At 65.5% G+C, this 15,094-nt stretch carries 14 protein-coding genes; 6 read left to right on the top strand and 8 right to left on the bottom strand.

All coding sequences use genetic code 11. The features are described from left to right. The first annotated feature begins 19 nt into the window (after window positions 1–19). Both IWX78_RS01885 and IWX78_RS01880 read left to right on the top strand, forming a co-directional pair. The gene (locus tag IWX78_RS01885) at window positions 20–892 is read left to right on the top strand and encodes an alpha/beta hydrolase (protein ID WP_196831681.1); all 873 of its coding nucleotides are present in this window, start codon (window positions 20–22) and stop codon (window positions 890–892) included. Then, window positions 859–2,388: a carboxylesterase/lipase family protein gene (locus IWX78_RS01880; protein ID WP_196831680.1), complete on the top strand. Its 1,530-nt coding sequence runs from the start codon at window positions 859–861 to the stop codon at window positions 2,386–2,388. Before IWX78_RS01885 ends, IWX78_RS01880 begins: the two co-directional genes overlap by 34 nt. A 5-nt stretch (window positions 2,389–2,393) precedes the next feature. Here the strand turns inward: IWX78_RS01880 and IWX78_RS01875 are convergent, their stop codons facing one another. Further along, window positions 2,394–3,017 carry a histidine phosphatase family protein gene (locus IWX78_RS01875; RefSeq protein ID WP_196831679.1) on the bottom strand — a complete coding sequence of 208 codons (624 nt, stop codon included), beginning with the start codon at window positions 3,015–3,017 and terminating at the stop codon, window positions 2,394–2,396. A 96-nt stretch (window positions 3,018–3,113) separates the two neighbouring features. On the opposite strand from IWX78_RS01875, the gene IWX78_RS01870 reads away from it, so the two are divergent. The 3 genes from IWX78_RS01870 (at window position 3,114) to IWX78_RS01860 (ending at window position 6,018) form a co-directional block, all read left to right on the top strand. Continuing rightward, window positions 3,114–4,163, top strand: a complete 1,050-nt coding sequence (locus IWX78_RS01870) for a lipoate--protein ligase family protein (protein ID WP_196831678.1) — start codon at window positions 3,114–3,116, stop codon at window positions 4,161–4,163. 65 nt (window positions 4,164–4,228) lie between these two features. Then, complete coding sequence (locus IWX78_RS01865; RefSeq protein ID WP_196832093.1) at window positions 4,229–5,095, top strand: DNA-methyltransferase; 867 nt, start codon at window positions 4,229–4,231, stop codon at window positions 5,093–5,095. After that, window positions 5,092–6,018 carry an LLM class F420-dependent oxidoreductase gene (locus tag IWX78_RS01860; protein ID WP_196831677.1) on the top strand — a complete coding sequence of 309 codons (927 nt, stop codon included), beginning with the start codon at window positions 5,092–5,094 and terminating at the stop codon, window positions 6,016–6,018. Before IWX78_RS01865 ends, IWX78_RS01860 begins: the two co-directional genes overlap by 4 nt. A gap of 117 nt (window positions 6,019–6,135) precedes the next feature. Here IWX78_RS01860 and sufU read toward each other — a convergent pair whose 3' ends face one another. The 7 genes from sufU to IWX78_RS01825 form a co-directional block, all read right to left on the bottom strand. Next, complete coding sequence (sufU, locus tag IWX78_RS01855; protein WP_196831676.1) at window positions 6,136–6,585, bottom strand: Fe-S cluster assembly sulfur transfer protein SufU; 450 nt, start codon at window positions 6,583–6,585, stop codon at window positions 6,136–6,138. Then, complete coding sequence (locus IWX78_RS01850; RefSeq protein WP_196831675.1) at window positions 6,585–7,889, bottom strand: cysteine desulfurase; 1,305 nt, start codon at window positions 7,887–7,889, stop codon at window positions 6,585–6,587. The genes sufU and IWX78_RS01850 overlap by 1 nt, the downstream gene beginning before the upstream one ends. Window positions 7,890–8,078: 189 nt before the next feature. Then, complete coding sequence (locus IWX78_RS01845; protein ID WP_196831674.1) at window positions 8,079–9,089, bottom strand: LacI family DNA-binding transcriptional regulator; 1,011 nt, start codon at window positions 9,087–9,089, stop codon at window positions 8,079–8,081. 30 nt (window positions 9,090–9,119) lie between these two features. Continuing rightward, window positions 9,120–10,529: a GH1 family beta-glucosidase gene (locus tag IWX78_RS01840; RefSeq protein ID WP_196831673.1), complete on the bottom strand. Its 1,410-nt coding sequence runs from the start codon at window positions 10,527–10,529 to the stop codon at window positions 9,120–9,122. After that, window positions 10,529–11,425: a carbohydrate ABC transporter permease gene (locus tag IWX78_RS01835; protein WP_196831672.1), complete on the bottom strand. Its 897-nt coding sequence runs from the start codon at window positions 11,423–11,425 to the stop codon at window positions 10,529–10,531. The genes IWX78_RS01840 and IWX78_RS01835 overlap by 1 nt, the downstream gene beginning before the upstream one ends. After that, window positions 11,422–12,573, bottom strand: coding sequence for a carbohydrate ABC transporter permease (locus tag IWX78_RS01830; protein ID WP_196831671.1), 1,152 nt, complete (start codon window positions 12,571–12,573; stop codon window positions 11,422–11,424). Before IWX78_RS01830 ends, IWX78_RS01835 begins: the two co-directional genes overlap by 4 nt. Before the next feature lie 60 nt (window positions 12,574–12,633). Next, window positions 12,634–13,953 (bottom strand): ABC transporter substrate-binding protein, encoded by a 1,320-nt coding sequence (locus IWX78_RS01825; RefSeq protein ID WP_334684501.1) that lies wholly within the window; start codon window positions 13,951–13,953, stop codon window positions 12,634–12,636. A 192-nt stretch (window positions 13,954–14,145) separates the two neighbouring features. Between IWX78_RS01825 and IWX78_RS01820 the strand changes: the two genes are divergently transcribed. Further along, a complete protein-coding gene (locus IWX78_RS01820; protein ID WP_196831669.1) occupies window positions 14,146–15,066 on the top strand; it encodes an amidase domain-containing protein in 921 nt (306 codons plus the stop codon). The last annotated feature ends 28 nt before the right edge of the window (window positions 15,067–15,094 follow it).

Here is a 15,094-nt window from a genome sequence, read left to right as displayed (position 1 = left end):
CGACAGCTACGCTGGGCCGATGGCCGATGATCGAACCGGTGCGGATGCCGCGGCGCCCGAGACACGAACACTTCCCGACGCTCATGGCGTCACCATCTACTACTACGTCTGGGCGGTGACCGCCCCGAAAGCCGTTGTGCACATCAGTCACGGCGTCGGGGAGCACGCCAGGCGGTACGCGGCGCTCGCCGCAGATCTCAACGCAGCGGGATACACGGTCGTCGCCGACGACCACCGCGGTCACGGGCAGACGGGGATTAACCACCTCGGTGTCGGCAAGCTCGGCGAGAAGCCCACGAAGACGGCGGTCGCGTCGGTGCAGCTCGTCGGCGAACATCTGCGCGAGGACTACCGCGACCTTCCACTCGTGCTGCTCGCCCACAGCTGGGGTTCGTTTATGGCGCAGAAGGTCATCAACCGTACGAGCATCTACGACGCCGTTGTGCTCAGTGGCTCATCGCTCTCCGTTCTTGGGGTCGTCAGCAGCGGCAACTACAACAAGAAATGGACGTCGCCGACGGCCACCGGGCTCGAGTGGCTCAGCCGTGACGAAGCTGTCTGGGCGGCGTTCACTGCGGACACGTACAACTTCGATGTTGCGGTGACCCCGGCGTGGACGACGGTGCAGGCGTTGAGGTATCTCGGGCGCCCACCGCGAAAGATGCCGCGTGACATCCCGATGCTCATCCAGGGTGGGTCGGACGATCCGCTCGGCGGCACCCGCGGTCTGACGCTGCTTCGGAACGCGTACGTGAAGCGGGCGAAGCTCAGCGACGTCACGCTCATGATCTACCCGGGCGCTCGCCACGAGATCTACAACGAGACCAACCGTGACGAGATCATCGCCGATCTCGTCGCGTGGCTCGATCGGCACACGGCGGCCTCGGCGTGAGCTTTCGGGTCGAAACCCGATCGGGAACGCTGCTCGGCGAGTCGGATGCCGGGGCATCCGTCTGGCGCGGAATCCCGTTCGCCGCGCCACCGGTCGGTCCGTTGCGCTGGAAGGCGCCCCAGCCCGTCGTGCCATGGGCAGGCGTGCGAGACGTCACGCGGTTCGGGGCAGTCGCGCCGCAGCCGAGCGCACGAAACGCGGGTGGCGTGCCGGCGTCCGTGCGGCGTGACGAGGACTGCCTCACACTGAACATCTGGTCGCCGGGCGCTCCCTCACAGCTGTCCGGCCTCGGCTTGTGCCCCGTCGTCGTCTGGTTCCACGGTGGCGCCCAGATGCAGGGCGCCGGGTCGATGGCCGACTACTCGGGCCGGGCACTGGCCCTTGCCGGCGATCTCGTCGTCGTCACGGTGAACTACCGCCTGGCGGCGCTCGGTCAGCTGGATCTCAGCTCACTCGGACGCCGCGCCGGCTTCGACAGCAACCTCGGTCTGCGCGACCAGGTCGCCGCGCTCGAGTGGGTGCGCGATCACATCGCCTCATTCGGCGGTGACGCCAACCGCGTGACGATCATGGGTGAATCGGCCGGGGGAACGGCCATCACGACGCTTCTGGCACTCCCGGCGGCTGCCGGACTGTTCCGCGGTGCAATCGCCCAGAGTCCAGCACCAACCGCGGTATACGGGCGCGAGGGCCATGCCGAGCGGGCAGTGGAACTGCTCGAGCTGCTCGGTCTCGAGACCGGAGACGTGAAGCGACTTCGCCACGTGCCGACGGACGCCCTCGTCGCTGCCGGCACTCGACTCGCCGGGCGCAACGCCCGGGAGCGACCCGGAACACTCGCGTTCGGTCCGGTCGTCGACGGGACGTACCTGCCGGAGCATCCGATCGATGTGTTCGCCGAGGGTCGCGCGACGCCGGTCCCTCTGCTGATCGGCACGAACCGTGACGAGGCGAACCTGTTCATCCGATCGGATCCGCCCATCCTCCCGGTGAAGGAGACGGCGCTGCGTGACATGCTGCGGATGTTCGTGCCAGAGTCCGCACCGTCGATCGTCGAGGCATACGGTCGCCTGAGGAGTCGCGGTGATCGGCTCGGGTTGTCCGGCGACTGGAGCTTCACCATCCCGAGCCTGCGGGTGGCAGACGGGCACGCCGCTGTCGCCCCCACCTTCATGTACCGCTTCGACCACGCCACGCCGGCCACCAGGGCAGCCGGGCTCGGTGCAACGCACGGCACCGAGATTCCGTACGTGTTCGGCAACCTGGGCGGACCGATCGGCAAGCTCGTGCTGCTGCTCGGCGGGCGCCGGGCGGCGCGCACCCTGTCGCAGTCGATGCAGGCGCACTGGATCTCGTTCATCCGCTCGGGCGATCCCGGGTGGGGTCGCTACGACGCCGACCGCACGACGCGGGTGTTTGCCACCCGCACGGTCGACCAGCGGCATCCGGCTGCGGGTCGACTGCCGGTCTGGGACGACGTCGGACTGCACCTGTAGGCGGCTCAGTACCGGTGTGCTGCGACGTCTGCCGGAACGTTGAACGCGTACATCCGCGCGTGACGGTCAGCATACTCAAGCGTCGTGACCGCGCAGTTCTGCACGGCGGGCATGAGATCGCGGTAGCGGTTGGGGTCGATGCCGAGGAGTTCGCACAGCACCAGTCGCAGCGCTGTTCCGTGGCAGACGATGAGTACGCGGCCGTCGGGGAACGCGGAGTGGATGCGGTCGAAAGCCCGCAGGTATCGCGTGATCCCATCGACGCCGGCCTCGCCTCCCGGGAGGATCGCCTCCGCCGGACGCGCCTCGAACGCGTCGACGGCATCCGCGTAGTCGGGTCGCAGCTCATCGAGCGTGCGTCCTTCGCCGACACCGAACGCCACCTCACAGAGGTCCGGGTCGGTCTCGACGATCTCTCCGGTCGCCCGGGCGCTGGGTTCGGCCGTCAGGATCGAGCGGCTCAGCGTCGACGAGTAGATGGCGTCGAGCTGCGCGTCTGCCGCCCAGAGAGCGAGCCCCTCGGCTTGACGCAACCCGTTCTCGTTGAGTTCGACATCGGCGATCCCCGCGTATCGGTGTTCTGCGTGCCACACGGTCTCGCCGTGCCGTGCCAGGAAGAGTGTCGTCATGCTCCCATTCTGCTCCCGTCGGGGACGGACCTCGCCCTCGCGGCCGGCTGCGGTCGAGGCGGACCCCGCTCTCCCGCCCGAGACTAGGCTGAACGCATGCATGGTGAGTACAAGGTCCCTGGCGGAAAACTCGTCGTCGTCGACCTCGACGTCGTCGACGGATCGATCGCGAACTTCCGTCTCGCCGGGGACTTCTTTCTCGAGCCGGACTCAGCCCTCGACGACATCAACCGCTCGGTCGACGGGCTCCCTGTCGAAACGGATGCCGCCTCACTGGCATCCGCGATCCGCCGGGGTCTGCCCGATGGCGCGACCCTGCTCGGCTTCAGCCCTGAAGCGGTCGGCACCGCGATCCGCCGGTCCCTGGCTGGCGCCGCCGATTGGAAGGACTTCGACTGGGAGCTCATCCACACCGGTTCGGTATCACCCCGTATGCATCTGGCGCTCGACGAGGTGTTGACTGCCGAGGTCGGCGCCGGGCGACGTGGTCCGACGTTGCGGATCTGGGAATGGGATGAATCGGCCGTCGTGCTCGGCAGCTTCCAGTCGGTGAAGAACGAAGTCGATCTCGAGCAGGCGGCAGAGAACGGCTTCGAGGTCGTTCGCCGGGTGTCAGGCGGCGGCGCGATGCTCATGAAAAAAGGGCAGGTGATCACCTATTCGCTCTATGTGCCCGCCGAGCTCGTGCAGGGGATGACCTTCGCAGACAGCTACGCCTACCTCGACGACTGGGTGCTCACCGCACTGCAGTCGCTCGGCATCGATGCGACCTACCAGCCTCTCAACGACATCACCAGCCCGAGCGGCAAGATCGGTGGTGCCGCCCAGAAACGTCTCGGAAACGGCGCCGTCCTGCACCACGTGACGATGAGTTATGACATGGACGGCGAGCTCATGGCCCGGGTGCTGCGCATCGGCCGCGAAAAGCTCAGCGACAAGGGTACGAAATCGGCGGCGAAACGCGTCGACCCCCTCCGCAGCCAGACCGGCCTGACCCGTGCCGAGATCATCGAGCGGATGAAAGACACGTTCGTGAGCCTCACAGGTGCTCGAACCGGGTCCATCACGCCGGAGGAATATGCCGCGGCCGAGGCGCTCGTCGAGTCGAAGTTCGTGACGGACGCGTGGCTGAACCGGGTGCCGTGAGCGACGACGCGGGCGACCGGGTCACGATCAGCGTTCCTGTGCCCGTCGCCGCGCCAACCGCTGTTATGCCGGGCGTCGTCTATGCCGGAGACAACCTCGACATCCTGCCGACGTTGCCGGAGGCATCCTTCACCCTCGTCTACATCGACCCGCCGTTCAACACCGGTCGGGAGCAGCAACGGCACGAGACGAGCAGTGTGCGAAGCGAACCGGGGTCCGGCGGCACGGTCGGTTTCAAGGGCCAGAGTTATGAGCGCATCCGCGGCGCGCTCAAACGCTACGACGATGCCTTCGACGACTACTGGGCCTTTCTCGAACCGCGACTCGTTGAGGCCTGGCGGCTGCTGGCCGACGACGGCACGCTCTACCTGCATCTCGACTACCGAGAGGCCCACTACGCCAAAGTGCTGCTCGATGCGATCTTCGGCCGGGACTCGTTCCTCAACGAACTGATCTGGGCCTACGACTACGGCGCCAAGTCGAAGAGCAAGTGGCCCACCAAACACGACACCATCCTCGTCTACGTCAAGAATCCGAAGACGTACTACTTCGACTCGGATGCCGTCGATCGCGAACCGTACATGGCGCCAGGCCTCGTGACTCCCGAGAAGGTGAAGCGCGGCAAGCTTCCGACGGATGTCTGGTGGCACACCATCGTGTCTCCCACCGGTAAGGAAAAGACCGGCTATCCCACGCAGAAGCCCGTCGGGGTGCTGCGCCGGATCATCCAGGCGTCGAGCCGGGAAGGCGATCGCGTGCTGGATTTCTTCGCCGGAAGTGGCACCACCGGCGCAGTGGCCGCCGCGCTCGGCCGCCCATTCGTGCTGATCGACCAGAACCCCGAAGCGATCGCTGTCATGCAGAAGCGATTCGCCGACCTCCCCGTGGAGTGGCGAGAGATCCCACCCGCCGAGAAAGGATCCCCCGCATGAAGTTCCGCATCTTCACCGAGCCCCAGCAGGGCGCGAGCTACGACGACCTGCTCGCTGTCGCCCGGACCGCCGAGCGGCTGGGCTTCGACGCCTTCTTCCGGAGCGACCATTACATGCTCATGGGCGACCACTTCTCCGGGCTGCCAGGCCCCACCGACGCATGGACGACGCTTGCGGGACTCGCGCGCGAGACCACGAGCATCCGTCTCGGAACCCTCGTATCGAGCGTGACCTACCGCCCGCCGGGCATCCTGGCCATCCAGGTCGCGCAGGTCGACCAGATGTCAGGAGGCCGCGTCGAACTCGGCCTCGGCACCGGCTGGTTCGAAGAGGAGCATGCCGCGTACGGCATACCGTTCCCGCCGAAGCGATTCGGGATGCTCGAGGAGCAGCTCGAGATCGTCACCGGGCTCTTCGAAACGCCGGTCGGCGACGCCTACTCCTTCGAGGGGAGACACTATTCGCTCACCGATTCGCCCGCGCTGCCGAAGCCGGTGCAGTCACGCCTCCCGATCATCGTCGGCGGTGGCGGAGCGAAACGCACACCGGCTCTTGCGGCCCGTTTCGCCACGGAATTCAACCTGCCGTTCGTGCCGTTCGACGACGTCGCGGGCAAGTTCGCCGGCGTCCGTGCGGCGTGTGAAGAGATCGGACGAGACCCGCACCACCTCGTGTATTCGGCGGCGTTCGTCGCCGCTGCCGGCGCCGATGAGGACGAGTATGTGCGTCGTGCTGCCGCGATCGGTCGTGAGCCGGGAGAGCTCAGGCAGAACGGCCTCGGTGGCACGCCGTCTGAGATCGTCGACCGGATCGGAGCACTGCAGAACGATGGTGTCGAGACGGTGTACCTGCAGATCCTGGACCTCGCCGACCTCGAGCATCTGGAGTTGCTGGCTGCCGAGGTCGTGCCGCACTTCGCTTAGTCGCACAGCGCACGCTCGACAGGAGGTCGCGCTCAAACAACGCTGTTTTCTCCTGTCGAGCGTGTCTCTGAGTCGTTCGTTCCTGTTGAGCGTGACGACAGGGCGGGCGTCGTACCCTCAGCGAGGGTCGACCTGAGCCAGGTCGGCCTCGAGGGCAACCCACGCGAGCATCGCGCACTTCACGCGAGCCACGTACTTCGAGACGCCCTCGAGCACGATGGCGTCGCCGAGCAACTCGTCTTCGTCGTCGATCCCAGCCCCACGGGAGTGCATGAGCTCACGGAAGAGGGCGATTCGTTCCCGCGCCTCAGCCAGGGTGAGCCCTGGTGCCAGATCGTGCAACAGCGACGCGGATGCCATCGAGATGGAGCATCCCGCCCCCTCCCAGGTCACCGAGCTCACGACGCCGCCTGCCACGTGCAGCTGAAGCGTGATCTCGTCTCCGCAGGTCGGGTTCAGCTGGTGACTCGATGCGTCGGCCTGCTCCGCGAGCCCGAAGCCGTGTTTCTCCCGCGAGTGATCGAGGATCACCTGCTGGTACAGCCCCGCGAGATCTCCGGATGCCATTACTTCACCCCGAAGAACGAGCGGACGGCACCCATTCCGTCGATGACCGCATCGATCTCTGCCGTCGTGTTGTAGAGGTAGGCGCTCGCTCGGGTCGAGGCGGTGACGCCGAACCGGCGGTGCAGCGGTTGCGCGCAGTGGTGTCCGACGCGCACGGCGATGCCGCGGTCGTCGAGGAACTGGCCGACGTCGTGCGCATGGACCCCGTCGACGTCGACGCTGGCGAGGCCCGCGCGGTGTTCGCCCGCGGCAGGACCGAGCACGCGCACACCGGGGATGGCGCTGAAGCCGTCGACCAGGCGGGCGCCGAGCTCGGTCTCCCACGCTTCGATGCGATCGACCCCGACCGCGGTGAGATAGTCGACGGCTGCGGCGAGAGCGATCGCCTGCGACACCTTTTGTGTGCCCGCTTCGAACCGCTGGGGGGCGGGCAGATAGCCGGATGCTTCGAGCGTCACTGTCGTGATCATCGAGCCGCCGGTGAGGAAGGGCGGCAGTGCGTCGAGCAGTTCGGCCCGGCCGTAGAGCACACCGATGCCCGTCGGAGCGAGCATCTTGTGGCCGGAGAACACGGCGAAGTCCACGTCGAGTGTGGTGAGGTCGAGCACGCGGTGCGGTGCGGACTGGCACGCGTCGAGCACGACGAGCGCACCGACGTCGTGCGCCATCCGGACCAGATCTTCGACCGGGTTGATCACGCCGGTGACGTTGGAGATGTGGGTGAACGCCACGAGTTTGGTCTGTGGCCCGATCAGGCGCTCGGCGTCGTCCATCCGCAGCGTGCCGTCGTCGTTCACCGGGATGTGACGCAGCGTTGCTCCCGTGCGCGCAGCGAGTTCCTGCCACGGGACGAGGTTTGCGTGGTGCTCGCCCTCTGTGGTGACGATCTCGTCGCCTTCGCGGAGGACGAAGCGCGCGGCATCCGACCCGCCTCGACCGAGGCTGGCATTCGACATGCCATAGGCGAGAAGGTTGATGCCTTCGGTGGCGTTCGAGGTCCAGACGATCTCGTTCTCGCGCACCCCAACGAAACGGGCGACAGTGGCCCTCGCGTTCTCGAACAGTTCGGTGGCGTTCGCCGCGAGGGTGTGGGCGCCGCGGTGCACAGCGGAGTTGTCGTGCTCGTAGAAGGCACGTTCGGCGTCGAGCACGCTCGCAGGCTTCTGCGAGGTCGCGCCTGAGTCGAGGTACACGAGATCCCGGCCGTTGACCTGCTGCTGGAGTGCGGGGAAGTCGCGGCGGAGAACCAGGACCTCGTCGTCGGTCAGCGCGGTCCCGAGTTCGGTCGCATTCGGGTGGGGCATTGAGAACTCACGATCTGATCTGGCATGTGCGGCGATGTCTGACGGCCGATGCGCGTCAGCGTCCCCTTCGTTCAAGCAGGGGTCGCCGCCGGGTATTCCTCCCATTGTCCTCCGTCAACCTCGCGAGTTGCTGACTTTGGGGTGGTTCGGTGGTGCGAGGACCACCGCAAACCCAGCATCTCGCGAGGGTCAGGCCGACTCCCGCAGCACGAGCTTCGTCGGCATGATCGTCGCCTGATCGACGTGCTCCCCGTCGATCAGCCGAACGACGATCTCGGCCATCTTCGCGCCCATCTCGACCGGTGCCTGATTGACGGTGGTCAGGCTCGGCGAGACCGTCGCCGCGTAGGCATCGTCGTCGTACCCCACAACGGCGATGTCGCCGGGGATCGAGAGACCGGCTTCGCGGATCACCGCGTATGCACCGGCGGCGAGCTGATCGCTGAACGCGAAGAGTCCGTCGATCGGCACCCCGCGCGCGAGCAGGCGACGCATCGCCGCTGCCCCGTCGTCTGGCGAGTAGTCGCCATACTCGACGAGACCGTCGTCCAGACCGGCCGCCGTGACGGCATCCCGCCAGCCGACGAGTCGGTCGACACCCGGCGGCATGTCCTGCGGCCCGGCGATCGTCGCGATCGAACGGCAGCCGCGGTCGACGAGCCTCTGGGTGGCCAGCCGTGCCCCGCTCACGTTGTCGACGTCGACGTAGTGTCCGGCTGACGCATCCGGACTGATCGGGCGACCACCGAAGACGATCGGCAGCGCCTGGCCCAGGTGTGTGTACGAATGGTCGCCGGAGTGGTGCGAGACGACGAGCGCGCCGTCGACGTTGCCTCCGAGCAGGTATCGCCTTGTCTTGTCTGACTTGGTTTCGGATGCGATGAGCAGGTTGAGTGTGTAATCCGTGTCTGCGAGATAGATCGCAACGCCCTGCACGACCGAAGCGAAGAACGGGTCGGCGAAGACCTTGGCCGTCGATTCGGGAACGACGAGCGCGATTGCCTGCGTCTTGCGGCTCGCCAGCGAACGGGCGGCGCGATTCGGCACGTAGTTGAGCTCGGCGATCGCCGTGTTGACGAGCGCGACCACCTCGGCGGTGACCTTGGGGGAGGCGTTGACGACGCGCGATACCGTCGCCCGTGAAACGCCGGCACGTGCAGCGACCATCTCCAGGGTCGGAGACCCGGCCTGTGGTGTCATCGTCTCCACTCTCCCCTCAATGGCACCACTCTAATGTGCAGGAATCCCGAGCCTGGCGTCGGCGATGATTTCCGCGTACGCCAGCGCGGAATCCTTCGGGATCCGTTCCTGGGTGTCGTAGTCGACCCGGACGATGCCGAACCGCTTGTCGTAGCCCCACGACCATTCGAAGTTGTCGAGAAGCGACCACACGAAGTAGCCGCGGACGTCCGCGCCGTCGGCGAGAGCATCCGACACCGCCTGCAGGTGGTTGACCACGTACTGGGTGCGGTCGGCGTCATGGACGTGGCCGTCGTCGGAGACGACGTCATTCCACGCCGAACCGTTCTCGGTGACGAACAGCGGAGGCATGGTCGGGTATTCGCGCCCCAGCCTGACGAGGAGTTTGTGCAGCCCTGACGGGTTGACCTCCCAGTTCATCGCCGTGCGGGGCAGGCCCCTGCTCGGGAAGGTGATGTACTCCGAGCCGATCCAGCACGACGAGAGCTTGCGCTCGGTGGCGCCGGAGTGACCGTCGGTTCCGCTGTCGTCCGGATGTCCGGAGACCTGGTCGTCGTGGTAGTGGTTGACACCGAGGAAGTCGATCGGCGTGCCGATGATCTCCATGTCGCCCGGCTGGATGACCTCGCGGAGGCCGAACTGCTCCAGGTCGGCCAGGGTGTCGTCTGGGTATGCGCCTGTGACGATCGGGTCGAGGAACACCCGGTTCTGCAGCACGTCGAACCGGCGGGCTGCTTCGACGTCGACCGGGTCGTTCTCATCGAGCGGGATCGCGTTCGACAGGTTGAGCGTGATGCCGATCTGTTCTGCACCGAGCTCACGCAACCGGTTCACGGCGAGACCGTGCCCGAGATGCTGGTGGTGGATGGCCGCGACGGCCGCAACGGGATCCTGCCGACCTGGTGCGTGGACGCCTGCAGCGTAGCCGAGCAGCGACGAGCAGAACGGTTCGTTGAACGTCGTCCAGTTCTGCACCCGGTCGCCGAGCGTGCCGTAGACGGTTTCGGCATAGTCGGCGAAGCGGAGCGCGGTGTCGCGGTTGGCCCAGCCGCCCTTCTCCTCGAGCGCCTGCGGCAGGTCCCAGTGGTACAGGGTCAGCCATGGCAGGATGCCTGCGGCGAGGAGTTCGTCGACGAGACGCGAGTAGAAGTCGAGTCCTGCGGCGTTGGGTTCGCGGTCACCGGGAACGATGCGCGCCCAGCTCGTCGAGAACCGGTAGGAATCGAGTCCGAGTTTCTTCATCAGTGCGACGTCGTCGCGGTAACGGTGGTAGTGGTCGACGGCGACATCGAGGTTCTCGCCGTTCGCGATCGCACCGGGAACGCGAGCGAAAGCATCCCAGATCGAGTCTTCCTTACCGTCTTCGTGAGCTGCGCCTTCGACCTGGGCCGCAGCGGTAGCCGACCCCCAGATGAATGTGGGGGGAAAGTTGAACGTCATTAGCCCTTCACTGCTCCTTGCATGATGCCTGAGATGAGTTGTTTGCCTGCCACGATGAAGAGGACGAGCAGGGGGAGTGTTGCCATGATGGCCCCAGCGAGCACGATCGAGTAATCGACGTACCGTGCTGACTGCAATTGGCTGAGAGCCGTCTGCAGCGTGGGGTTGCCGGCGTTGAGCACCAGCAGGGGCCAGAGGAAGTCGGTCCACGCCGTCATGAACGTGAACAGGCCGAGGATCGCCATGGCAGGGCGAGCGGCAGGAACCGCGACGTGCCAGAACGTCGAGATCATGCTCGCGCCGTCCATGCGAGCTGCCTCGATCAGTTCGTCGGGAATGACGTCGACGAGGTACTGGCGCATGAAGAACACACCGAATGCGGTGACGAGCGTCGGAATGATGACGGCGCCGATCTCTCCGGTCCAGCCAAGAGTGCGCATCACCATAAAGAGCGGGATGATGCCGAGCTGGGTGGGGATCGCCATCGTGGCGATGACGAAGATCATCAGTCCGTCGCGGCCCTTGAAGCGGAGCTTCGCGAACGCGTAGCCGGCCAGGGTCGAGAACGTGATGACCGAGACGGTGATGATGCTCGAGATGAGCAGGCTGTTGCCGAGCGCGAGCCAGAACGGAACGGTATCGAAGACCTCACCCACGTTCTTCCAGAAGTTGCCTCCTGGAAGAAGCGGCGGCCAGGTCGACCCGAATGCCGCGTTGTCGCGCGTTCCCATGACGAAGGACCACCACAACGGGTAGGCAGAACAGAGGAAGAAGACGCCGAGCAGTGAGTAGGTCAGCCAGCCCGGCCGCTTGTCGATACCGAAGAACTTCGCCTTGCGCCGAGTCGGGAGGCTCTCGGGAGTCTCCGTCGGACGGGTGAGGGTGTTCGCGCTCATCGGGTGCTCCTTTCTTCTGTCGATTCGGTCGGCGCTGGTGGATCGGTCGGTCCGGGAAGGGGGACCGTTTCGGTGAGAACGGATGCCGCGGTGCCGGCACGCAGGCCGTCCCGCGCTTCGCGCTGCCGCATCCTGAGCAGGCGGCGCTGCGAGCGGGCCTTCGCCCCTCGACCTTCCGCTGTGGCGATGCTCCGGGAGAGCAGGAAGTTGATCAGCCCGAAGGCCACGATGAGAAGGAACAACAGCCAGGCGATGGCTGACGCTTTGCCGAAGTTCTGGCGGAAGAACGCCATCTCCCACAGGTACAGCACCGTCGTCTGGAACTGGCGCTGCGATCCACCCGCGGTCACCGGGTCGAACAGTCGCGGCTCGGTGAAGATCTGCAGTCCGCCGATCGTTGCCGTGATGATGACGAAAATCATCGTCGGGCGGATCGACGGGAGCGTGATGCTGAAGAACCGGCGAGTTGCGCCTGCGCCGTCGAGGGCGGCAGATTCGTGGATGTCGCGGGGCACCGATTGCATCGCTGCCAGAAGGATGAGGGCGTTGTACCCGGTCCAGCGCCAGTTGACCATGGTCGCGATAGCGATGTGGCTCGGCAGCGTCTCGTTGCGCCACATGATCGGGTCGATGCCGAAGCTCTCGAGGATGTTGTTGATGAGGCCGTAGTCCTCCCCGAACACGTTCGAGAAAATCATGGCGACCGCGACGGGCGTGACGACGTATGGCAAAAGGATGCTCATGCGCCAGAACGTCCTAGCTCGCAGGTTCTGGTCGAGGACGGCAGCGATGACGACAGCGGCGATGAGCTGCGGGATGGTCGAGAGGAAGAAGATGCTGACCGTGTTGAACAGCGAGTTCCAGAAGTACCGGTCGCCAAGGACTGCCGTGAAGTTGGCCAGGCCGACGAACTCGCCCTGACCCTTGAGCGTGTGCCAGTCATAGAGGGAGACGACAAAGGTGTAGACGAGGGGGAAGAGCCCGACGATGGCGAAAAGGATGAAGAAGGGGGCGACGTAGAAGTAGGGCGAGGCCTTGTAGTCGAATGCACTCAAGCGATGCTTCAGTGGGATCGGAGCCTTGGCTGTCGTTCGGGGGGTGCGGGGAGATGGGCTCTCGACCGGCGGCCTGTTCAGTGTGCTTGTCATGTGCTCACGTCCAGGTGGAGGCCCCCGGGATCTCGCCCGGGGGCCTCACGGTTGGTTTTCCTAGTTGTTGACGACCAGGTCGTTGAGGAGCTGGATGGCCTGCTCCCAGGCCTTGTCAGCGCTCTTCGTCTTGCCGGTGTCGAGGCTCTTCAGCGCGGGGCCGAAGACGTTCTCCTGGATGAGCGAGTCGTGCGGTCCCTTGAACTGGGCGACGACGCCTTCGGCGCGGGAAGCGAGGATCGCTCCGGTCGGGGCGTTGTTGAACAGTTCGTTCGGTGTTGCATCTTCTGCGAGCTTCTTCTGCGCGTCGAGCGTGCTCGGGAAGTTGCCGGCTGCTGCAGACTGCTTGATCTGCTGCTCGGGGTCGGTCAGCCACTTGGCCAGAGCCGCTGCCTCTTCCGGGTGCTCCGACGTGGTCGGCACCGAGAGGAAGGCACCACCCCAGTTGGATGCGCCGCCGGGGAAGACATCGGCGAAGTCCCAGCCGGTGGAAGCGTCGCCTCCGCCGGACTCGAGGGATCCCTTGATGGTTCCCAGCATCCAGCCCGGGCAGACGAAGGTGGCGAAGGATCCATCGACAAAGGCCTTGCCCTTGCCCCAGTCCCATGCCGTCTGGTTGGCGGAGAGGCCTGCGGCGGTTCCTGCTGCGAGCTGGTCGAAGCGCTCACGCATTTCGGTGTTGCCCTCGACGTTCAGCTCGCCGTCTTTGGTGTAATAGCCTTCGTCCATCTGGTTGACCATGGAGTTCCAGACGAAGCCGGAGTGGTCGTACCAGGCCTTGCCCGTGGCTTCCTTGTACTGCTCGCCGAGCTCGAAGTAGGTTTCCCAGCTCGCATCGTCTCCGCCGAAGAGTTCGGCGACCGACTCGCGGTCGCTCGGCAGGCCGGCTGCTTCGAAGAGCTTGCCGTTGTAGCAGAGACCCTGCGGGCCGATGTCCGTGCCGAATCCGATGACGCGCCCGTCCGCGTCTGTTCCCTGCTCGTACTTCCAGGGAACCCAGTTGTCCTTCACATCTTCTGCGCCGTACTCGTTGAGGTCGACGAACTGGTCGGAGACCTCCATGATTTGTCCGAGCCATCCTTCTTCGATGGCGACGACGTCGGTGAGGCCTGAGCCGGCTGAGATCTTGGTGAAGGCATCGGTGCGGGCGTTTCCACCCGTGTCGATGTTGTCGGCCTTGATCGTGATGTTCGGGTTGGCCTTCTCGTACTCCTTGTAGAGGTCGTCGTAGCCGAAGGTTCCGAACGTGGTGATCGAGAGTTCGATCTTCTCGTCTCCGGAGGAGCTGGCGCCTTCTGAGGCGCATCCGGTGGCGAGGAGGGCAAAAGCTGCAGCGCCGGCGATGCCGGTCGCGAGCTTGGTGCGGCGTGAGAGGTTCACGGTCACTCCTTTGTGTGTGCGTGGACGGTGCGGTGGCTTCGTGAGAGCGCTCTCATTTCGAAGCATGAGAGCGCTCTCACGAATTAGTGGACAAGCTACGTGGTGAAAGGGCATGTTGTCAAGCGCGTCATCAGAAACTGTTCACCACTGTGATCTACCATGGAGGATTCCCCGCTACATCGAAGGGCCACCATGTCGAGCACCGCAAGCAGGCGCCCCAGCGAGCGCGTTGCGACGCGTCGGCTCTCAGCCGTAGTGGTGGTCGTCGCTTCCGCGCTGTTGTGGACCGGGTGCGCCGTGCCGGCAGAACCGACATCGACCCGCGCGCAACCGACAGCGACCTCCACGCCCGAGGTGGTGAGTTCCGCTTCCTCGGTCTCTCCGGCGTCAGGGTCGGTCACCGGCGGCACTGTACTCACGATCACGGGAACCGGACTGGCGGATGTGACTGAGGTCACCGTCGGTGACGCCCCGGCCACTGACGTCACCGTCACTGATGACGGCACGGTGACCGCGACCGCTCCTGCCGCGCTCGACTTCCAGCCCGCGGACGCCGACATCGTCGTTTCGGCCGGTGATGAAGACGTGTCCCAGGCCGCCCCGCTCACATACACGTATGCGGTCGTGTCCGGCGTCGACGCGCAAATGCAGTACGCCCTCGCACACTGGGAGAACTACAACGAGGCCGAGTGGGGCAACCTCAACTCCGTCGGAGGTGACTGCGCGAACTTCGTGAGCCAGACACTGATCCAGCGGGGCTGGTCGCAGAACGCGACCTGGTTCAACAAGAACGCTGCGGCAGACTGGAGCCCGGCCTGGGGCTACGTTCCGGCGATGAACAATTGGTTCGCCAGCGACACCGGCCCCGATGTCACGCGGCTCAGCCTCGACCAGCGCGACCAGGTCAAGGTCGGCGACATCGGCATGTTCGACTGGAATCTCAACGACATGCCCGATCACGTGATGCTCGTGTCGAGCGTGACGGTCGTCGACGGTGTCACCGAGATCGCCTTCGCGAGCCACAACCTCGATGGCGACTACCGGGACCTCGACACGGTTCTCACCGATGAGCACCCGGGTGGCACAGCGTGGTTCTGGAGCGTTCCCGCATAATTCTCGCCAATCCGCGAGAGGAAGGGCG

The organism is Mycetocola sp. CAN_C7, assembly GCF_015752285.1.
Classification (GTDB): Bacteria; Actinomycetota; Actinomycetes; order Actinomycetales; family Microbacteriaceae; genus Mycetocola_A.
This window is presented reverse-complemented; position numbering and strand designations above follow the sequence as displayed.

Bases quoted from the DNA above. Each gene is read 5' to 3' on its own strand.
- IWX78_RS01885 (WP_196831681.1), top strand. From the start codon at position 20: ATGGCCGATGATCGAACCGGTGCGGATGCCGCGGCGCCCGAGACACGA.
- IWX78_RS01875 (WP_196831679.1), bottom strand. From the start codon at position 3,017: ATGACGACACTCTTCCTGGCACGGCACGGCGAGACCGTGTGGCACGCA.
- IWX78_RS01870 (WP_196831678.1), top strand. From the start codon at position 3,114: ATGCATGGTGAGTACAAGGTCCCTGGCGGAAAACTCGTCGTCGTCGAC.
- IWX78_RS01865 (WP_196832093.1), top strand. From the start codon at position 4,229: ATGCCGGGCGTCGTCTATGCCGGAGACAACCTCGACATCCTGCCGACG.
- IWX78_RS01860 (WP_196831677.1), top strand. From the start codon at position 5,092: ATGAAGTTCCGCATCTTCACCGAGCCCCAGCAGGGCGCGAGCTACGAC.
- sufU (WP_196831676.1), bottom strand. From the start codon at position 6,585: ATGGCATCCGGAGATCTCGCGGGGCTGTACCAGCAGGTGATCCTCGAT.
- IWX78_RS01850 (WP_196831675.1), bottom strand. From the start codon at position 7,889: ATGCCCCACCCGAATGCGACCGAACTCGGGACCGCGCTGACCGACGAC.
- IWX78_RS01845 (WP_196831674.1), bottom strand. From the start codon at position 9,089: ATGACACCACAGGCCGGGTCTCCGACCCTGGAGATGGTCGCTGCACGT.
- IWX78_RS01840 (WP_196831673.1), bottom strand. From the start codon at position 10,529: ATGACGTTCAACTTTCCCCCCACATTCATCTGGGGGTCGGCTACCGCT.
- IWX78_RS01835 (WP_196831672.1), bottom strand. From the start codon at position 11,425: ATGAGCGCGAACACCCTCACCCGTCCGACGGAGACTCCCGAGAGCCTC.
- IWX78_RS01830 (WP_196831671.1), bottom strand. From the start codon at position 12,573: ATGACAAGCACACTGAACAGGCCGCCGGTCGAGAGCCCATCTCCCCGC.
- IWX78_RS01820 (WP_196831669.1), top strand. From the start codon at position 14,146: ATGTCGAGCACCGCAAGCAGGCGCCCCAGCGAGCGCGTTGCGACGCGT.